Genomic DNA, 19159 nt, shown 5'->3' on the forward strand with positions numbered 1-19159 from the left:
GGACCTCCCACGGAATCTTCCTCGCCATCAGCATGCCCCTTCAGCCAGGGGTGTTGCGATGGCTCCCTGAATCCGCCGCACGGGAGCGGTCGTTTTTCGCACACTCGTGGGGCTCAGGGGAGGTGCGGGACTCATGGGGCACGAGTCGGGCGCCACCCGTCAGCCGCCAGGCCCGACGATCAGGAGCTGAATGCCTTCCTCGGTGAGGCCATCGAGCACATCGCTGGTGATGGCGCTGGTGATGGCCCGCACGCCGCGGATCGGAGTGACGAACCGGACCGCCATCTCCAGGCAGTCGGCGCCGATCCGGCAGTACACCGTGGGCTCGGTGCTGGTGTCCTCGAGCAGGAATCGTCCCCTCATCCGAAGCAGCGAGCGCTGCACGTCACCGGGATCGGTCACCGCGTGCCGGGACGCGGCCTCGCGGAGCACCCTGGCTACCGTTTCGCGATCGGCATCGTGGGGGAGCGGGATGCTGATCTCCTCCCACAGGTACGGGAACTCGCGGGTGTAGTTGAACACGGGCTGGTCGAAGATCGCGCTGTTGGCCACGGTGACGACCCGGCCGGTGTATTGGCGGGAGTGCACCCAGGATTCCCCGGTGGATCCGCGCGCGGTCGGCGGCTTTCCCATCTCCATGACGGTGGTGCGGAGGAACCCGAGCCGCACGACGTCGCCGCGGACACCGCCCATCGTGATGCGATCGCCCACGGAGAACGTCGCTCCGCGCAGGATCACGAAGTATGCCGCGAGCGAGGTGATCACCTTCTGCAGCGCGAACGCCAGCCCAGCGGTGATGAGCCCGATCATCACGCCGAGATCCGTTCCCGGGGTGGCCCAGATCGAGACCAGGCCGATAGCCAGGATGATGGTCGTGATCAGCAGGATCGTTTGCCGCTTCCAGAAGCGACCGCGCCTGCTCGCTCCGGGCAGGACGCGATCACCGAGCGCGATCACGATGCGACGGACGAGCAGCACGACCCCGATGAGGAGAATGCTGAACGCGAGCTTCACCAGGGTGGTGCTGTTCACCCCGACGAGGGTCACGCCGAAGATCTCGATGGACTCGCGCGAGAATTCCACACCCACGCCGCCACCCTAGCGCGTGCCGCCATGCGCCCGGCGAGTGTGCGAAGAACGACAGCCTTGAGCACGGGAGCGGTCGCTTTTCGCACACTCGCGGCCGGGCGTCCCCAGCAGCAGCCCCTTCCGGTTGTGCGGTCAGCGGTGCTATGGAACGATCCTTGCCAGGGGGCTGTACGCGATAACGCAGCTTGAAATTCGGCAGCATGCACGTGCGCGGGGATTCCAGCGCCGGGGAGGAGCGTTCGTGGGTGGTCTGCTGGATGCTGCGCTGGGCTTCCCCGCGGTCGTCTTCACCTTCGCGCTGCTCGTGGTCCTTGCCTACTGGGTGCTCGTCCTGGTTGGCGGCGCGGCGCTGGACCTGCTCGATGGCGATGCGGATGTCGATGTGAGCCCCGAAGACACGGGGATCCTCAAGTCCTTGGGCCTCGAAGGCGTGCCGCTGACGATCCTGCTGTCGCTGTTCGTGCTGGCGGCGTGGTTCGCGAGCATCGTCGGCGTCGTCGTCCTGGAATCAACGGGCCTCGGTGGCCTGGTTGGCGGTCTAGCGCTGCTCGGGATCCTGGTGGCCGCCGCGCTGATCGGCCTGGTGGCGGCCCGGCTGGGCGCGGCACCGCTGCGACGCATCTTCCATCACGCGGCAGCACCGAGCCGCTCGGATTTCGTCGGCAAGCTATGCGTGGTGCGCACGAGCACCGTGGCACCGGACTTCGGGCAGGCCGAGATCACGTCCAAGGACGGCTCGACGGCGCTGATCCAGGTGCGCCAGACCCCCGAGCACGCGGCGGACAGCGAGCTGCGCTCCGGCAGCACTGCCTTGATCTACGACTACGACGGCGAGGGCGAGTTCTTCTGGGTATGCCCGGTGGACCCTTCGCTGGGCCACTACACCTGACGCTAGGTCTTCCAGATTGTCGCGACGCCCGGACGGGGGTCGCCGAGAGATGAAATGAGGGCAGTCCGTGGATGTGATCGCCACCAGCCTGGGCGTGGTTATCGCCATAGTTCTCGTCATCCTGCTCGCGGTGGCATTCATGGTCACCCGCCTCTACAAGAAGGTGCCGCAGGGCAGCGCCCTCATCATCTCGAAGCTGCGCACCGTGGAGGTGACCTTCACTGGCGCGGTGGTGCTGCCGATCCTGCACAAGGCCGAGACGATGGACATCTCGGTCAAGACGATCGAGATCGAGCGGGTCGGTCATGATGGCCTGATCTGCCGCGACAATATCCGCGCTGACATCCGCATCACCTTCTTCGTGCGGGTCAACAAGACCGCCGAGGACGTCATCAAGGTCGCGCAGGCCATCGGGACCGAGCGGGCCAGCGACCAGACGACGATGCAGACCCTGTTCAACGCGAAGTTCTCCGAGGGGCTCAAGACCGTCGGCAAGCATCTCGACTTCGTTGACCTCTACACCAAGCGTGACGAGTTCCGCGACCAGATCATCCGCGTCATCGGTACCGACCTCAACGGCTACAGCCTCGAGGACGCGGCGATCGACTACCTCGAGCAGACGCCGATGTCGCAGCTCGACTCGAAGAACATCCTCGATGCCCAGGGCATCCGCAAGATCACCGAGCTCACCGCCATCGAGAACATCGGCACCAACGACTATCGGCGCAACGAGGAGAAGGAGATCAAGCGCCAGGACGTCGAGGCGCGCGAGGCCATCCTCGAGCTCGAGCGGCAGCAAGCCGATGCCGAGGCCAAGCAGAAGCGCGAGGTCGACACCGTGCGGATGCGCGAGGTCGCCGAGACGCAGCGCGTGCAGGCCGAGGAGCGGCTCAAGTCGGAGACCGCCCGTATCCGCACCGACGAGACCGTGGGCGTGCAGGAGCAGAACCAGCAGCGCGAGATCGCCGTGGCGGAGAAGAACCGCGAGCGCGTCATCGCTGTCGAGTCGGAGCGCATCGAGAAGGACCGCCTCCTCGAGGTCATCAACCGGGAGCGCGAGACCGAGCTGCAGCGCATCGCCAAGGACCGCGAGGTGGAGACGGAGAGGCGCAGCGTCTCCGAGGCCGTCCGCGAGCGTGTGGCCGTCGACAAGACCGTGGCCGAGCAGGAGGAGAGCATCAACCGCCTCCGCGCCGTCGAGGCCGCGGAGCGTGATCGCCAGGCCATCATCATCCGTGCCGAGGCCGAGGCGCAGCAGGACCTCGTCAAGGACATCAAGGCTGCCGAGGCAGCGGAGGTCTCCGCCAAGCACAAGGCGAAGGAACGCCTCACCCTCGCGGAAGCCGCCCAGCAGTCCGCGGAGCTCGAAGCGCGCGCCAAGATCCGGCTCGCCGAGGGAACCCAGGCAGAATCCGCCGCGACCGGCCTCGCCGACGTGCAGGTCCGCGAGCGCGCCGCGGAGGTCATCGAGAAGGAAGGGCGCGCACAGGCGCAGGTTGATCGCGAGAAGGCCCTTGCTGCGGCGGAAGGCATGCGCGAGAAGATGCGCGCGGAGTCCGAGGGCCTCACCGAGAAGGCAGACGCCATGTCGAAGCTCGACGCCGCCACCCGCGAGCACGAGGAATACCGGCTGCGGCTCGAGATGGAGAAGGATATCCGTCTCGCCAGCATCGACGTGCAGCGCCAGGTCGCGGAGCAGCAGGCCGCCGTGCTCGTGGCGGGTCTCAAGGAGGCCGATATCAGCATCGTCGGCGGCGAGAGCGTCTTCTTCGACCGGCTCCTCGGCTCCATCGCGATGGGCAAGAGCGTCGATGGCTTCGTCGAGCACTCCGATGTTGCCCGCACGCTCGGTGGCGATTGGCTCGATGGCTCCCAGAGCTTCAGTGACGATCTCGCCAAGGCGCTCGCTGGCGCCGGGACCGAGGACGTCAAGAACCTGACGGTCTCGGCGCTGCTGCTGCGGCTCATCAAGGAAGGTGGACCGCACAAGGGGCAGTTCGAGCAGCTGCTCTCCGGTGCCCGCAAGCTCGGCATCGCTGACGCCGCCCTCGCGCCCAAGCAGCCATGACCCCGCCGCAGGGCCCAGCTGGCGCCGCCGACGAGGCAGCGGGCCGGGACGCGCTCGACGCCGGAACCTATGAGGTCCTGCGCGCCCGGCTCGTTGAGCATTCCGGCGAGCTCGCGGGCCGGGCCAGGCAGCTCAATGCCCGCCGCGTGGAAACGTTCGGTGGCACCGAGATCGCCCTGCTCGGCAGCGAGCGCATCCGCACCGAGAACAATTGCGTGCCCCGCGACATCGTTGCCGTGCCGCTCAAGGGCGACCTGCACGGCGGGATCATGCTGTTCGGCTACAACGTGTTCATCGGGCTCAAGTCCGAGACCGCGGTATCCGACGTCTTCGCCCTGCACCGCTTCGCCCGCGATGGCGAGACGTTCACCTTCGCCGATGCCAGCGGCGAGCTGCCGGGCCTGCTCGACGATCCTGCCTTCCTGCGGCACTTCTCGGAGCTGTACCGCTACTACCGCGAGACGCGGCTGCTGCAACTGCGCCGCACTGAAACCAAGCTGCTCGCGGTCTTCCAGACCGGTGCCCGCACCGATGACATCAAGGTGCTGCGCTGGCGCATCAACGCCGATGGCAGCCTCGCCTACCAGGACAACCGGGGCGAGCGCGACCATGAGTTCCCGCCCCAGCATGACTTCGAATGGGTCGAGACCACCCGCGCCGACCACGTGCTCGGCCGGCACCCCCACATCTCCATCCTCGACACGGTGTTCGTCGAGACCGTCGGCGGCCACCTGACTATCAAGGTCGAGGACAACACCGAGACCGGCGAGGGCATCTACGAGGAGCCCGTCGACGAGCCGCTGCAGAGCCTCGCCGACGCGGACGTCCACTACGCCCAGGTGGGGCCGCTCATCCTGCTCAAGATCAAGCCGTACAACGAACGAACCTGGCGCTACCTGGTGTTCAATACCCGCACCCACGACATCGCCCGGCTCGATGGCATCGGCCAGGCCTGCCGAAGGCTGCCCGAGGACCACGGCATCATCTTCCCCGGCGGCTTCTATCTCGCCACCGGCGTGGCCCGCACCTTCGACACCGACACCACCGATCTCGAGTACGAGCGCCTCATCCGCTCGAGCAACGGCGAGGACGTCGTCTTTGTCTTCCACGCCCGCAGCGAGGGCAGGACACTGCTGCTGCCCTACAACGTGATCCGCAAGGAAATCGCCACGCCCTTGCCGTGCCACGGCTATTCGCTGTTCAACGACGGCACCCTCGTCGTGTTCCGCGCGGGTTCCGACGAGCCCACCCGCGTGCACCCCATGCAGGTATGGAGCACGCCCTTCCAGTCCGACGAGTACGCCGCCGCCCAGCCCGTCGGCAATGGGCCTCTTGAGCGCATCGGCAACGCAGAACTCGTGCGCGGCATCTCCGATGCCTTGTCGCTGGCCCGCATGGTCACCGAGATGGCGCCCGCCACCGCCGTGTTCGAGGCGATCATCGCGGAGTGCGGGCGCGCTACCGACCGCTACCACTGGCTCGGCGACCCTGAGCTTGGCTCCCTCGGCGAGCCGATCGGGCAGGTCCGCGCCACTGCTGAGCGCGTGCTCGACGAGTTCGAGAAGGTCACCGCCCTCACGGCGCAGGCCAACCGGTCCGTCGAGGAATCCGCCACCCGCATCGCCAGCCTCATCCGCATGAGCCGCGGCAGCGCCCCCCGCACCGCCGACGCCTGGGTGACCCTGCTGTCAGACCTGCGCCGCGAGCAGGGCCACCTCGTCACGCTGCGCGACATGCGGCATGTGGACACCTCGCGGCTCGATCAGCTCGATGAGGACCTGCGCGAGGCCCTCGACGAATCCGGCCAGCGCGCTGTCGACTTCTTCAGCCGCGACGATGCCTTCGACACTTTCCACCGCGAGATCAACGAGCTCATCGAGCAGGCCGGCGCTCTCGCCTCCGTCGCCGAGGCACGCCCCGTCACCGAACGGCTCGCCACCCAATCCGATGGGCTGCAGGTGGTCACGCGTATCGTCTCCTCCCTCGACGTCGGTGATGCCGTGGTGCGCACCCGCATCCTCGAGAGCATCAGCGAGGTGCTCGCCGCGGTGAACCGCGCGCGTGCCACCGTCGAGGCCCGCCGCAAGCAGCTCCTCGACCGGGAGGGCCGTGCCGAGTTCGCCGCCGAGTTCGGGCTCCTCGGCCAGGCCATCACCGGTGCCCTCGCCGCCGCCACCACCCCCGACACCTGTGATGAGCAGCTGGGCCGGCTCATGCTGCAGCTCGAGAACCTCGAATCACGGTTCAGCGAGTTCGATGACTTCCTCGACGAGCTCTCCCGCAAGCGCGAGGACGTCTACGAGGCATTCTCGTCGCGCAAGCAGACCCTCCTCGACGAGCGTTCCCGCCGCGCCGACCGCCTCGTTGATTCCGCGCAGCGCATCCTCGGCTCCGTCACCAAGCGTGTCGCCGGGATGGACAGCGTCGACGACATCAACACCTACTTCGCCTCCGACCCGATGGTCGCCAAGCTGCGCGCCCTCGGTGCGGAATTGCGCGAGCTCGGAGACACGGTGCGCGCCGAGGAGATCGATGGGCGCATCAAGGCAGCGCGGCAGGAAGCTGGACGGTCGCTGCTCGACCGGCAGGACCTCTACGGCGCCGGCGGGGACACCATTCGGCTCGGGCGCCACCAGTTCGCCATCAACACCCAGGCCACCGACTTGACTCTCGTGCCGCACACCATGGACGGCGAAACGCGCATGGCCTTCGCCATCACCGCGACCGACTACCGCGACGATGTCACCGACCCTGGTTTCGCCCGCACCCGGCCCTACTGGGACCAGCTACTCGTCTCCGAGACCACTGAGGTCTACCGGGGCGAGTACCTCGCGGCATCGCTGCTGCTCGCCGCCGAATCCAACGGCACCCTCGACGAGCTCCACGAGGACCCCGTCACTGACAAGCAGCTCGACCAGCACGTTCGCCGGGCCGCGGAGGCACGCTACGACGAGGGCTACGAGCGTGGCGTCCACGACCATGACGCAACCCGCATCCTCGCCGAGCTGCTGCGCCTGCACGCCGGAGCCGGACTGCTCCGCTACCCCGCGGCCGCACGAGCCGCCGCGCATTTGTTCTGGGCCCACCTCGGCGATGTCCGCGACGATGCACAAGCAGCCCAGCAGGCCTGGACCGTGCGCGCCGCATCGCTGGCCCGCGCCCGCGCCGCCTTCGGCTCGACGCCCGCGCTCGCCTCGCTCACCGACGAGCTCGCCACCGCGATCGCCGGGTTCCACACCACGCTCGGCCTGCCGCTCGGTGAGGGGAACGACCCACAGCTCGCCACCCTTGCCGGCGAGTACCTCATGGAGGAGCTCGCCCACGGCAAGCCGCGCTTCGTCTCCAGCGCAGGCGCCCGCGCCCTGCTCGACCGCTTCCACCGCGCGCTCGGCGGCGCGGTCGCCAAGTCCCGCCAGGACTATGACACCGATCTCCGCGCCCTCGAGCACGATGCCACCGCGCGGCATCAACTGGTGCGGGCATGGCTCGCCGCCTACCTCGCCACCAGCGACGACACCGAGCACACCGCTGACCTCGCCGAGGCCATCGCGATGGAGACCACCGGCACCCGCCTTGAGCGGTACGAGTCGTCCGCAGAGCTTGCCGCTACCGCCACGCCCATGCTCGGCTCGCACCCCCGCATCCGCGAACGTGCCCTCGACCTGCGGCTTGATGAGGTGCTCGCCCGCATCCGCGACCACCAGGCCCGCAGGGTCCCCGGATTCCGCGACTTCCAGCAGCAACGCAACCAGCTCATCGCCGCCGAGCGGCACCGGCTGCGCCTCGATGAGTACAAGCCCACAGTCATGAGCGGATTCGTGCGCAACCGGCTCCTCGACGACGCCTACCTGCCCCTGATCGGGGACAACCTCGCCAAGCAGCTTGGCACCACCGGCGACGACCGCCGCACCGACCAATCCGGGCTGCTCCTGCTCATCTCGCCCCCCGGATACGGCAAGACGACCCTCATGGAATACGTCGCCAACCGGCTGGGGCTCGTGTTCGTCAAGGTCAACGGCCCCGCCCTCGGCCATCACGTCACCTCCGTCGACCCGGCCGAGGCGCCGAACGCCACCGCCCGCCAGGAAGTCGAGAAGATCAACTTCGCCCTCGAGATGGGCAACAACGTGCTGCTCTATCTCGACGACATCCAGCACACCAACCCCGAGCTGCTGCAGAAGTTCATCTCCCTCTGCGACGCGCAGCGGCGCATGGAGGGAATCTGGAACGGCCGCACCCGCACCTACGACATGCGTGGCAAGCGTTTCGCCGTCTGCATGGCCGGCAACCCCTACACCGAGCAGGGCAAGCGCTTCCGCATCCCCGACATGCTCGCCAACCGCGCCGACGTGTGGAACCTCGGCGACGTGCTCTCCGGCAAGGAACACCTCTTCGGGCTCTCCTACATCGAGAACGCGCTGACCTCCAACCCCGTCCTCGCTCCGATCGCCGCCCGCGAGCGCACCGACCTCGACCTGCTCGTCCGGCTCGCCAGCGACGACACCACTGCCCGGCCCGACCAGCTCCACCACCCCTACTCGGCGGCCGAGCTCGACGATGTGCTGTCCGTCCTCCGCAAGATGTTGCACGTGCAGCGCACCCTGCTCGCCGTCAACAAGGCCTACATCGCCTCCGCCGCCACCGCCGACAGCAATCGCACCGAACCGCCCTTCCAGCTGCAGGGCTCCTACCGCAACATGACCAAGCTCGCCGGGCGCATCGCCCCCGTCATGAACACCGAGGAGCTCGAGAACGTGATCGACGACCACTACCTTGGCGAGGCCCAGACCCTCACCTCCGGTGCCGAGGCCAACCTCCTCAAGCTCGCCGAGCTGCGCGGACGGCTGACCCCAGAGCAGCAGCAACGCTGGAACGACGTTAAGGCTGGCTACCTGCGTGCCCAGGCGCTCGGCGGAGCGGAGGACGACCCCATGACCCGGGCGGTCGGAGCTGTAGGGCTGCTTGCTGATCGAGTCGGCGGCATCGAAGCGGCCCTGCGCGAGAGCTAGCGCGCACTTCGTTTGGGGCGCAGTGGGTTCGGCGCGGTGTCAAGGTGTTTGTTAGTTACTGCAACAAACGTGTTTCAGATCACTAACCATCGGGGGCCGCTCCCGATTTCTGGCACCGCAGCGTGATGCAGTGGGCTTCGACACCCACGCAACCCATCTCGAGTGGAGCCCCGCATGAACCGCCGCACCAGAAAACCTGCCCTCATCGCCGCGAGCATGATTGCCGGCAACGCGTTCCTCGCGCTCGGTGTGGCCGCCCTCCACAGCGGAAACGATGTCACCATCGAGAACACCGTCAGCTCCGCCTCGCTCGTGGACTGCGGCACCTCCAGTGGCTCTGCGGGCTCGACTACCGGATCCGTAGGCTCTCTTGCTCTCGGATCGGCTGGCTCATCGGGATCCTCCAGCACCGAATGCCCGCTCGGTCCGACGGGTCCCACAGGTCCGACGGGACCAGCTGGGCCGGAAGGACCGCAGGGCGAGCAGGGCCCGGCAGGTCCACAGGGCGATACCGGGCCGACGGGGCCGCAGGGCGAGACAGGGCCAGCAGGTCCGACGGGCGAGGCAGGCCCGCAGGGTCTGCAGGGTGACACGGGCCCGACGGGCGCGGAGGGCCCGCAGGGTCCGGCTGGGCCCACCGGTGCGGATGGCGCGCAGGGTGATACCGGTCCGACCGGTGCCGACGGCGCGCAGGGCGACACTGGTCCGACTGGTCCGACGGGCGCGGAGGGGCCGCAGGGCGTGCAGGGTGATACCGGTCCGACCGGTGCCGACGGCGTGCAGGGCGTGCAGGGCGAGACCGGGCCAACTGGTCCGACGGGCGAGGCAGGGCCCCAGGGCGTGCAGGGCGATACTGGTCCGACGGGCGCGGATGGCGCGACAGGTCCGACCGGTGCCGACGGCGCGCAGGGCGACACTGGTCCGACTGGTCCGACGGGCGAGGCAGGGCCGCAGGGCGTGCAGGGCGATACCGGTCCGACGGGCGCGGATGGCGCGACAGGTCCGACTGGTGCCGAGGGGCCGCAGGGCGTGCAGGGCGATACCGGCCCGACCGGTGCCGACGGCGCGCAGGGCGACACTGGTCCGACTGGTCCGACGGGCGCGGAGGGGCCGCAGGGCGTGCAGGGTGATACCGGTCCGACCGGTGCCGACGGCGTGCAGGGCGTGCAGGGCGAGACCGGGCCAACTGGTCCGACGGGCGAGGCAGGGCCCCAGGGCGTGCAGGGCGATACCGGCCCGACCGGTGCCGACGGCGCGCAGGGCGACACTGGTCCGACCGGTCCGACAGGCCCGGCCTCGGATGTCATCATCACGGCGGAGGCATCCCAGTTCGTTGGGGTTAGTTTGTTTGGCCTCTACACCACCCCGGCATGCCCGGCAGGCTATGAGGCGATCAACGGCATGATCCGTGTGACCTTGGGAGGATTGCCGGTATCCGTCAGTATCAGCGAGACCAATCAGGCTGATGGCGACCCAAGTCGGTGGCAGTTCCGAACCAGCGTTGCTGCGCTCAGCACGGTCTACACCTCGACGGTCTGCTTCTCACCGTCTGCGTGATCGGTCAGCGGCAGGGGCGAGGGAAGGTTCTTCTCGTGCCCCTGCTGTCCCATCTCAGTAGTAGGTAGCGTCCGGTCGACCTCGGGCGAGTGTGACACGAAGGGAAACGGTAGTGAATCGCCCCACGATTTGCCTCTGCATGATCGTCAAGGATGAGGCGAAAGTCATTGAGCGCTGCCTCGCGTCGGTGAAGCCGCTCATTGATTTCTGGGTGATCTCGGATACAGGCTCCGCTGATGGCACGCAGGGCATCATCCGAGAGTTTCTCGCTGATATTCCAGGGGAGCTGCATGAGGACGAGTGGGTTGATTTTGGGCACAATCGTTCCCTGAACTTGCGGCATGCGCGCGGCAAGGCCGATTTTCTGCTACTTATCGATGCCGACATCGTGGTGCGGATCGAGGGCCCGTTGCCGGAGCTTCGGGCGGATAGCTTCATGGTCCAGCACGCGGGTGAATTGCTGTATCGAAACCGCAGGCTGGTGCGCGGCGATATCGACTGGCGCTATGTGGGTGCGACGCATGAGTACATCACGGCCGACCGTGCGGTCAGCTCCGCGAACCTGGACGCGTGGGTGGTGGAGCATTTCGCGGATGGTGGTTCCCGGGCGGACAAGTTCGAGCGGGATGCGCGTTTGCTTCAGCAGGATATTGATCGTGATCCCGGGAATGCACGTGCAGTGTTCTATCTCGCGCAGACGATGCGGGACATGGGAAACACGCAGCGGGCTATCGAACTGTATTCGCGGCGAGCGTCGATGGGCGGCTGGGCCGAGGAAGTCTGCTACTCGTTGCTGCAGGTCGGTGTGCTCGAGTCCGATCGTGGCAATTGGGGCGCGGGCATGGATGCGCTCACGCGCGCGTGGGAAGCCCGGCCGCAGCGCTTGGAGGCCTGCTACGAGCTCGCGTCACGACTGCGAGCCAAAGGGAATCACCAGGCTGCCCACGCGTTCGCGGTTGCTGGCCTGGGACGACCGATTCCCGACGACGTGCTTTTCATGAGCCCCTGGATCTATCGCTGGGGGTTGCTGTTCGAGTTCTCGATCACCTCGTATTGGGTGGGGGATCGTGCGGCCTCGCTGCGCGCGTGCGACGAGCTCCTGGCCATGGACGATCTGCCTGCACGCTTCCGGGATCAGACGCTGCGAAATCGTGAGTTCTCCGCGCCGCAAGCCGCGCCGCCAGCGGATGTCCCCACTCCGCGCTCGTCGGTGCTTCGTGCCAGGATGGAGTGATGCCCCATGGTGACAGTGGGTCGATCAATGAGTTGTTCGACGCCCTTGCTGGCCAGCCGCCCGTGGTCGTCGGACTCATCCTGTGCGGGTTGCTGATCATCCAGACGACCTTCCTCGTCGGCTTGCTGCTGCCGGGTGATCTGTCGTTGGTGCTCGCCGGCATGACGGTGTCCGGCCCGGCCGAGTGGGGGATCGTGGTCGCGGGCGGTGTGGTGGGCTGCTTCATCGGTGCTTCCGGCTCGTACGTGCTGGGCTCGCGGTGGGGGCCGGGGATCCGTCGCTCCCGGCTAGGCCGTGCGGTGGGGGAGAAGCGGTGGAACCGTGCCGAGAGCTACCTGCAAGGCGACGGTGGTGGTCCCACGATCATGGTGGCGGTATTCATCCCCGTGGTGTTCGCGCTGACGCCGTTCACCGCCGGCGCGCTGCGGGTGCCCTACTTGATGATGATTCGTTGGTGGTGCCTGGGCAGCCTGGGCTGGGTGGCGATCTACGTGACGCTGGGCGCGGTCGCGGGGGAGCTGGCGCGCCGCTATCCGGGCATGTCCGTGCTGGTCATAAGTGGCACCGTAGTGCTGATCGTGGTCCTGGCGGGAACGGTCCGGCACAAGGCTCACCAATCGGCCACTCCGCGGTAGGCCGTGCGGTCAGCTATTCCCGGCATGACGTGGCGTGCTTCGACCGGAACGTAGAGGGTGATCGGAGCTCCTGGGGGGAATGGCTGGGCGAGATCGACCTCCGCCCACACGCTGGCTTCTCCTGCGGCGGGATCGATCCGCAGGCGTTGCCGAGCGCCCATCACACGGGCCTCTGCGACCGTTCCCGTGATGGTTCCTGCTGTGGCTTCGCTGTCGATGCGCGCGGACTCGTGCCGGAACACCAGTGTCGCTTGTCCTGGGTCCAGGACCGTGTTGACGACGTACTCACCGAGGACGCTGCGGTGCACCATGCTGTCGCCAAGCCGGTGCAGCGTCCCGGGGATCTCATTGAGCCCGCCCATCATGCGGTGCACGGCAAGAGTGGTCGGCCGGGTATAGATCTCGCGTGGCTCGGCTACCTGCGCGAACCGGGCCTCGAGCAGCACGGCGACGCGATCGGATAGCACGGCCGCCTCCTCCTGGTCGTGGGTCACCAGCACGATCGTGGGCCTGAGCTCGGCCCGCACCTTACGCAGCAGGTCATGCATCTCGCTGCGCAGCGTGGGGTCGAGCGCGCTGAACGGCTCATCGAGCAGCAGCACCCGAGGCGTGGCCGCGAGCGCACGCGCGAGGGCCACCCGTTGCGCCTGCCCGCCGGAGAGCGCGCCCGCTCGCCGGTGAGCAAGCATCCCGAGCTGCACCACCTGCAGGTATTCGCGGGCATGGTCGCGCGCTGCCCTCCGGCCCTTCCCGGCTGCGCGAGCGGCGAAGGCGACGTTGTCGAGCACATCGAGGTGCGGGAACAACAACGGCTGCTGGAACATCATCGAGACGCCGCGCTGCTCGGCCGGGACCGCGCTCATGTCCTGGCCCCCGATGCGGATCCCGCCCGTTGTCGCGACATCGAGGCCAGCGATGATCCGCAGGATCGTGGACTTGCCCACCCCGGAGGGGCCGAGCACCGTGACGCATTCCCCGGCTTCCACATCGAGGGAGACATCATCAAGCACCAGGTGCTCGTCAAAGGACTTGCACAGGTGGTCGAGGCGCAGTGCCACGCTCATGATCGGCGTCCTCTCAGGGCTAGCAGGGCAACGAGCAGCAGCAACGGCGGCAGCACCGCGCCGACTGACAGCGCGGCGGTAATGGGCTGGTTTCCGGTGCCCGATGCAAAGGAACCCACAAGCACCGGCACCGTCACCAAGCGGCCGCCCCCGATGAGCAGCGTCACGATGTAGTCCGTCCACCCGACAAGGAACGCCAGGAACGCCGCTGTCGCCACGGGTGCGGCCAGCAAGGGTGCTTGCACATGGCACACCACGAACCAGCGTGATGCGCCCAGCACGCGGGCCTCCTCCTCGAAACGCACATCGTAGGCGCCGAAGCCCACCCGCATCACATACGTCGTGTAAGGGATCGCCAGAACCGTCAGGATCAGCACCACGCCGGCGAACGCGGGAACCCCGAGCCGAAGGAACAGCACATCCAGGCCCATCGCCACCGCGAACGGTGGAAAGGCCAGGGGCGCAAGCAACAGCGCCGCGGCCACCCCGCGCCCTGGTACTCGATGCAGCGCCAGCGCCCGCCCCGCCAGGATTCCGGCAGGCGTCGCTAGCAGCGCCACGCATGCCCCGAGCACGGTGGATGCCACGAAGGCTCGGCCCGCCCCCGCTTCCACCGCGGTGCGTGCCCCGCGCAGCCCCCATTCCTGCGGCAAGATCGCCGGGAACGCCCACTGGTTTGCCACCGCCCACAGCACCAGCGGCACCAGGGGAAGCGCGAACCACACCACCAGCAGCCAGCGTCCCGGCCTCCATATCCGGGGGCGGGCGCGCGTCACTACCGCCATAGCGACGACCTCCGCGCCAGCACCAGCGCGATCGCCAGCACCGTCACCGACATGATGCTCGACACTAGGGCCGCGGCCGCCGCATCCGGCCTCGATGCCAGGTCGATCGAGGAGAAGACCCGCACCGCCAGCACCGGCAGGGGTTCGGGATACGGCCTGCCCAGCAGCAGCGGAACCTCCACCGAGCCAAACGAATACACAAAGGTGATCATCGCTGCAGCAGCGAGGGCGGGGGCAGCGAGGGGAAGCGTGACAAGCCGGAACCGCGTGGCCCGCCCCGCGCCCAGGGTGGCCGCGAGATCGGAATAGCCCTCGATGCGGGTCGCGAGCGTGCCCGCCACCACGATCGCCACGAACGCGGATTCCTTCCAGGCGAACTCCAGGATCACCGCGATCCACCACGGCCCACCGACGAGCTGCGGCCACTGCGCGCCCTCGATTCCCAGAAGGCGGGCAAGCAAGCCGGAATCCGCGACGAGCAGGCCGATCGCGGCAGCGCCGATCAGGTGCGGCACGGGCACGGTGAGAGCAGCGAGCACCGCGACCACCCGGCCCCGCGAGGCAATGGCGACTCCTGCGGCAAGCCCCACGACTACCGCGATGAGGGTGGAGGCCGCCGCGATCCACACCGACACCAGCGATGCGCGGGCAAGATCATCGGCTTGCCCGGTGAACGCGTCAGCAGTCAGCGTTGGCGCGCCTACCAGGGGCATCAGGCCCAGGGCTTGCAACGCCGCCGTGCCCAGCCCGGCCCCGAGCACGAGCGCCACCGGCACGCATGCGGGCACCAGGAGCAGCACCGGGCGCATGCGCGGCTACTGCCCGGCGAGCACGGACCGCCGCCAGCCCTCATCGAGCGCAGGCACCCACGCCGTCTCCAGCTCGGGCCGCGCGTTGCGGGACAGCTCTTCGTACGGCGGCACGATCGGCGACGAAGGCAGCGCCTCGAACGCCTCTTGGTCAGCCGCGCTCAGCCGGTCGAGATCGAGCACCGTGAACTGCCCCCACACCTCCGGCTTGGCCTTGCTCAGCTGCTGCTCCGGGGAGAGAGCCACGTTCGCCACCACGCGAGCACCAGCACTGTTGCCCGAGGTCGAGGGGATCGCCAGGAAGCTCGCGTTGCCCACGGTGCCCTCATCCAGGGTGAGCACCCGGGTCGTCTCCGGATACGTGCCGTTGGCCACGAGCTCGGTCAGCGTCGCGGGGCCGTAGGTCATGGTCATGTCGACCTGCCCGTCGGCGAAGAGCTGATTGAGCTCCTCGACGTCCTGCGGATAGGTGCGGCCCTCCCGCCACAGCGCGGGAGCGAGATCGTTCAGTTCCTCGAACAACGCGGGGGCATGCTCGTCGTAGGCTTCCTCGCTGTGCTGCAGCGGCACATCCTTGGACACGCGGGTGAGGACTTCCCGGATGAACACCGAGCCGGTGAAGTCGGGGGGCGCGGGGTATGTGAACCGACCGGGGTTTTCGCGCGCCCAGTCGAGCACCCCCTCGAGCGTCGTCGGTGGCTCGGCGATGCGTGCCTCGTCGTAGACCAAGGTGAACTGGGCCTTGTGCCAGGGGGCCTCGCAGCCATCGACTGGCGTGCCGAAATCAGACAGCAGCAGCGGATCATCCGGATCGGTGTACTGCATGCTGGGCAGGTCGGAGGTCCAGTCGCACAGCCACGCCCCGGCCTGCTTGCCGGTGGCGAAGTTATCGCCGTTGACCCAGACGAGGTCGATGTCGCCATCCGTGATGCCGGCCTGCCGCTCGGCGAGGACCCGGTTCACCGCGTCCCCCGTGTCGGAGACCGGTACGCGCCGCAAGGTCACCCCCTGCTCGGCCACCGCCGGAGCGAGGATCTCGTCGACATAGCGGTTGCCCTGCTCATCGCCGCCCCACATCCACAGCGACACCGTCTGCCCCTGCGCGGCTTCGACGATCTCGTCCCAGCTCCCCTCGGTGGGAGTCGGTGCCTCCGAGGAGGGAGCAGAACAAGCAGACAGCATCACCGCGCCCGCGGTCGCTGTTGCCGCGAGCATCCATCCGGCCCGGCGCTGCCTCGTCCTCATCCTTGCTCCTGCCGTCCTTGATCCGTCATCGCTCCTGCCCTCCCGGCCCATCGATTGTGGCGGGAACTACAGCGCAGCGGGAACACTATGGGTAGTTCGGAGCATTCCCGTTACAGGACTGCCCACCCGAGAGGATCATCGTGAACGACCCAGCCCGGCGCACCACGCTCATCAAGCTCGGGATGCTTGCGGTGCTGCTCGCCGTCGCTACGATCATCGCCCTCACCGTGGACGTGCCGGGGCCCGAGGAGATTCGTGACCGGGTCGCGGCGGCCGGGCTGATCGGTGTGGTGGTCTTCGTGCTCGCTTACGCCGGGCTCAGCCTGACCCCGGCCCCGGCAAGCGTGTTCAGCATCGCGAGCGGCGTTCTCTTCGGCTTCGCCGGCGGTGCCGTCGTCGTGTTTGTCGCCGCCATGATCGCCGCCACCGCCGCCTACGCGATCAGCCACTACCTCGGCGCGGATGCAGTTGCCCGCTTTGGAGGTGATCGCACCGCGCGGGCAGTGGCTTTCCTGCGCGAGCGTGGACTCGTCTCCGTGCTGCTTGCCCGGCTCATCCCGCTGTTCCCGTTCTGGCTGGTCAACTACGCGGGCGGGCTCAGCGGCATCACTTTCCGCCACTACACGCTCGGCACCGCCATCGGCATCATTCCGGGCGTGCTCAGCTACGTCGCGCTCGGCGCATACGGCACCGACCCGCTCTCCTGGCCGTTCCTCGCCGCCATCGCCGCGTTCCTCGTGCTCACGATCGCCGGTAGCTACTCCGCTCGTCGCATGCGCGGCAGCAAGCCCGTGCTAGCGAAGGAGGCCGGCCATGCTTGACGCCCCGCTGCGCGCCCGGCTCGACGCGCCCCTGGCCTGGGCCGCGAAGGCACTGGACCGGTCGTGGATCAGCCCCGACCGGATCACCACGGCGGGACTGCTGCTCGGTCTCGGCAGCGCCGCCACCGCCGCGTTGCAGCTGTGGGCGCTCGCGCTGCTGCTGTGGCTGCTATCCCGGCTCGCTGACGGGCTCGACGGGCCGCTCGCTCGGCTGCGCGCCCAGAGATCCGGCTCGGAAAGCGGCGCGGGCGGGTACTACGACATCACCGCCGACTTCGTTGTCTACGGCACCACTGTTGTCGGCGTCGCCCTCGGCGCATCCGCGGCCTACGACGTCTCGCTCTGGCCATTCCTGCTCGTGCTGCTCGCCTACTACCTCAACGGGGCCGCGTTCCTCGCGTTCTCCTCCATCGCCGAGCGCCACCATCGCACCCTCGACGACGGGCGGTCGCTGTCGTTCCTCGGCGGGCTCGCCGAAGGCACCGAGACCATCATCGTCCACAGCCTCTGGCTGATCCTGCCCATGCTCGCCTGGCACATCGCCATCGGCTGGGCGGTGGTCGTCGGCATCACCGCGGCGTGGCGCATCCACGCGGGGTACCGGGCGCTGCGGTAGCTGTTGCCGCTGGGAGTTTGCCGGCTGCTGGTGTTTGGCCGCCAGTGGAAACTTATCCTCCCTGGCGCGGGAAAAGTTTCCACCAGCGCGGGGGCAGCGCGGGGACAGCGCGGGGCCAGCGAGGCCACGGATCCACCGCCCAGCCTCTAGGCTCGGAGGCATGCTGAGCCGCCCGTACCGCGAATGCGTCGTCGCCGATCGATTCGTGCTCGTCCTCGATAACCGGGTCCTCGAGGTATTCGACCGGGGCGGTGTATCCCGCCGCTGGCATGTGCTGCACCTCGGCGTGACCGCGCGGCGAACCCGCGCCGGACTGGAGATCGTGGTGGGCGCCCGCGCTACCGAAGGAGGGCTCGAGCCCGCGAGCAAGCCCGTCATCCTCGACGTGCCAGAGGAAGAATCGGCGCGCGTCGAAGAGTTCTTCGACGAGGTCAAGCGCGCCCGCGAGTAGACCGATCTCACAATCTCCCGGAGCCGCCATTGTGGGAACCTGGATAGGCAGGATGGGGGTCCTGCACCAAGCGAAGGGGGAGGCTGCTCATGGGCGGGAACGAGAGCCGCGATAGGCAACAATCATCCGGCCCGGACAATGGCAGGGCTCCGCAGGACCACATTCCCTGGATGCGCCCTGGCCAGCGAGGCGCCGACTGGCAACCTGCCGGACCTGCGTCGGCCTCGGGGCCGGTACCGGGGTCCGGAGCGGGCCCAACCGGGAACCCGGGCATGCCTCCTCCGGTGGGCCCGCCCCAGGTCATGCCAGCCATGCCTCACCCCTCGCGCCAGGGCCATGGATTGCCGCGCAAGAAATCCCTGCTTAGCCTCGTGATCCTGCTCGTCGTCGTCATGCTCGGCCTGCTCGGCGGATTTATCGGATTCCTGTACTGGCTGTTCGAGGTGCGCGGCGCGAGCCCGCTGCCTGATCCCGAGCCTGTGCCTGTTGCGCCTAGCGAATCGCTGGACGAGCCCATTGCGCAGGATGATCCACTGCCCTTCTCCGATGCTCCCGCGCCGGAACGGGGCATCGCCGCGCCTCCGGCTGGCGTGCAGCCCTGCTCGTCCTCGCCCCGTCCGGGCGACCGCTGGAGCAACTCAGGCATCACGGGCACGAGCACCACATGCGAGTTCGCCGAGGCGGTCCGCGTTGAGCTGAACACCATGGATATCGCCGATGACGAAGTCGTCTGGACCGTGGTCGCCGACAGCCCGGTTACTGGCCAGTCCTACTCCCTGACCTGCCTCTACTACCCCGCAGGCGCGGAATCGGTGGGGTGCGTCGGTGGCGATGGGGCAATTGTCAACGCCTGGTAGCGCTTTGCGGTGGCCGCTGGTTGGCCGCGC

The 19159-nt window shown here is 68.1% G+C and carries 15 protein-coding genes; 10 read left to right on the plus strand and 5 right to left on the minus strand.

All coding sequences use genetic code 11. The annotated features are described in order from the left end of the window. Window positions 1-159 precede the first annotated feature (159 nt). A complete protein-coding gene (locus QC765_RS06720; RefSeq protein WP_278313666.1) occupies window positions 160-1089 on the minus strand; it encodes a mechanosensitive ion channel family protein in 930 nt (309 codons plus the stop codon). Between the two features lie 241 nt (window positions 1090-1330). On the opposite strand from QC765_RS06720, the gene QC765_RS06725 reads away from it, so the two are divergent. The 6 genes from QC765_RS06725 to QC765_RS06750 all read left to right on the plus strand — a co-directional run bounded on the left by QC765_RS06725 (window position 1331) and on the right by QC765_RS06750 (window position 12481). Next, entirely contained in the window at window positions 1331-1978 is a 648-nt protein-coding gene (locus tag QC765_RS06725) for an OB-fold-containig protein (protein WP_278313667.1), read from the plus strand. Between the two features lie 67 nt (window positions 1979-2045). Continuing rightward, complete coding sequence (locus QC765_RS06730; protein ID WP_278313668.1) at window positions 2046-4046, plus strand: flotillin family protein; 2001 nt, start codon at window positions 2046-2048, stop codon at window positions 4044-4046. After that, window positions 4043-9055 carry a DNA repair ATPase gene (locus QC765_RS06735; protein WP_278313669.1) on the plus strand — a complete coding sequence of 1671 codons (5013 nt, stop codon included), beginning with the start codon at window positions 4043-4045 and terminating at the stop codon, window positions 9053-9055. The genes QC765_RS06730 and QC765_RS06735 overlap by 4 nt, the downstream gene beginning before the upstream one ends. 174 nt (window positions 9056-9229) lie before the next feature. Beyond that, window positions 9230-10612, plus strand: a complete 1383-nt coding sequence (locus QC765_RS06740; protein WP_278313670.1) for a collagen-like domain-containing protein — start codon at window positions 9230-9232, stop codon at window positions 10610-10612. Window positions 10613-10751: 139 nt separating this feature from the next. Further along, window positions 10752-11846 (plus strand): tetratricopeptide repeat-containing glycosyltransferase, encoded by a 1095-nt coding sequence (locus QC765_RS06745; protein ID WP_278313671.1) that lies wholly within the window; start codon window positions 10752-10754, stop codon window positions 11844-11846. After that, window positions 11846-12481 carry a DedA family protein gene (locus QC765_RS06750; RefSeq protein ID WP_278313672.1) on the plus strand — a complete coding sequence of 212 codons (636 nt, stop codon included), beginning with the start codon at window positions 11846-11848 and terminating at the stop codon, window positions 12479-12481. Before QC765_RS06745 ends, QC765_RS06750 begins: the two co-directional genes overlap by 1 nt. Here the strand turns inward: QC765_RS06750 and QC765_RS06755 are convergent. Genes QC765_RS06755 through QC765_RS06770 form a run of 4 tightly spaced genes read right to left on the minus strand, consistent with a single transcriptional unit; the run spans window position 12457 to window position 16384 of the window. Then, entirely contained in the window at window positions 12457-13545 is a 1089-nt protein-coding gene (locus QC765_RS06755) for an ABC transporter ATP-binding protein (protein ID WP_278313673.1), read from the minus strand. The genes QC765_RS06750 and QC765_RS06755 overlap by 25 nt on opposite strands. Beyond that, entirely contained in the window at window positions 13542-14330 is a 789-nt protein-coding gene (locus QC765_RS06760; RefSeq protein ID WP_278313674.1) for an ABC transporter permease, read from the minus strand. The genes QC765_RS06755 and QC765_RS06760 overlap by 4 nt, the downstream gene beginning before the upstream one ends. Further along, on the minus strand, window positions 14321-15139 hold the full coding sequence (locus tag QC765_RS06765; protein ID WP_278313675.1) for an ABC transporter permease subunit: 819 nt from the start codon (window positions 15137-15139) through the stop codon (window positions 14321-14323). The genes QC765_RS06760 and QC765_RS06765 overlap by 10 nt, the downstream gene beginning before the upstream one ends. A gap of 6 nt (window positions 15140-15145) precedes the next feature. Further along, window positions 15146-16384: an ABC transporter substrate-binding protein gene (locus tag QC765_RS06770; RefSeq protein WP_278313676.1), complete on the minus strand. Its 1239-nt coding sequence runs from the start codon at window positions 16382-16384 to the stop codon at window positions 15146-15148. 140 nt (window positions 16385-16524) lie between these two features. Between QC765_RS06770 and QC765_RS06775 the strand changes: the two genes are divergently transcribed. The 4 genes from QC765_RS06775 (at window position 16525) to QC765_RS06790 (ending at window position 19129) form a co-directional block, all read left to right on the plus strand. Beyond that, window positions 16525-17205, plus strand: a complete 681-nt coding sequence (locus QC765_RS06775) for a TVP38/TMEM64 family protein (protein WP_278313677.1) — start codon at window positions 16525-16527, stop codon at window positions 17203-17205. Continuing rightward, window positions 17198-17821: a CDP-alcohol phosphatidyltransferase family protein gene (locus tag QC765_RS06780; RefSeq protein WP_278313678.1), complete on the plus strand. Its 624-nt coding sequence runs from the start codon at window positions 17198-17200 to the stop codon at window positions 17819-17821. The genes QC765_RS06775 and QC765_RS06780 overlap by 8 nt, the downstream gene beginning before the upstream one ends. A 160-nt stretch (window positions 17822-17981) precedes the next feature. Then, the gene (locus QC765_RS06785) at window positions 17982-18272 is read left to right on the plus strand and encodes a hypothetical protein (RefSeq protein ID WP_278313679.1); all 291 of its coding nucleotides are present in this window, start codon (window positions 17982-17984) and stop codon (window positions 18270-18272) included. A gap of 272 nt (window positions 18273-18544) precedes the next feature. Next, a complete protein-coding gene (locus QC765_RS06790; protein ID WP_278313680.1) occupies window positions 18545-19129 on the plus strand; it encodes a hypothetical protein in 585 nt (194 codons plus the stop codon). The last annotated feature ends 30 nt before the right edge of the window (window positions 19130-19159 follow it).

Source organism: Hoyosella levis (genome assembly GCF_026008515.1).
Taxonomy (GTDB): domain Bacteria; phylum Actinomycetota; class Actinomycetes; order Mycobacteriales; family Mycobacteriaceae; genus Lolliginicoccus; species Lolliginicoccus levis.

What these genes read in the sequence shown, in the direction of transcription:
- QC765_RS06735 (WP_278313669.1), top strand. Translation starts at nt 4,043, where the DNA reads ATGACCCCGCCGCAGGGCCCAGCTGGCGCCGCCGACGAGGCAGCGGGC.
- QC765_RS06770 (WP_278313676.1), bottom strand. Translation starts at nt 16,384, where the DNA reads ATGAGGACGAGGCAGCGCCGGGCCGGATGGATGCTCGCGGCAACAGCG.
- QC765_RS06790 (WP_278313680.1), top strand. Translation starts at nt 18,545, where the DNA reads ATGCCTCCTCCGGTGGGCCCGCCCCAGGTCATGCCAGCCATGCCTCAC.
- QC765_RS06785 (WP_278313679.1), top strand. Translation starts at nt 17,982, where the DNA reads ATGCTGAGCCGCCCGTACCGCGAATGCGTCGTCGCCGATCGATTCGTG.
- QC765_RS06780 (WP_278313678.1), top strand. Translation starts at nt 17,198, where the DNA reads ATGCTTGACGCCCCGCTGCGCGCCCGGCTCGACGCGCCCCTGGCCTGG.
- QC765_RS06755 (WP_278313673.1), bottom strand. Translation starts at nt 13,545, where the DNA reads ATGAGCGTGGCACTGCGCCTCGACCACCTGTGCAAGTCCTTTGACGAG.
- QC765_RS06765 (WP_278313675.1), bottom strand. Translation starts at nt 15,139, where the DNA reads ATGCGCCCGGTGCTGCTCCTGGTGCCCGCATGCGTGCCGGTGGCGCTC.
- QC765_RS06760 (WP_278313674.1), bottom strand. Translation starts at nt 14,330, where the DNA reads ATGGCGGTAGTGACGCGCGCCCGCCCCCGGATATGGAGGCCGGGACGC.
- QC765_RS06740 (WP_278313670.1), top strand. Translation starts at nt 9,230, where the DNA reads ATGAACCGCCGCACCAGAAAACCTGCCCTCATCGCCGCGAGCATGATT.
- QC765_RS06750 (WP_278313672.1), top strand. Translation starts at nt 11,846, where the DNA reads ATGCCCCATGGTGACAGTGGGTCGATCAATGAGTTGTTCGACGCCCTT.
- QC765_RS06745 (WP_278313671.1), top strand. Translation starts at nt 10,752, where the DNA reads ATGATCGTCAAGGATGAGGCGAAAGTCATTGAGCGCTGCCTCGCGTCG.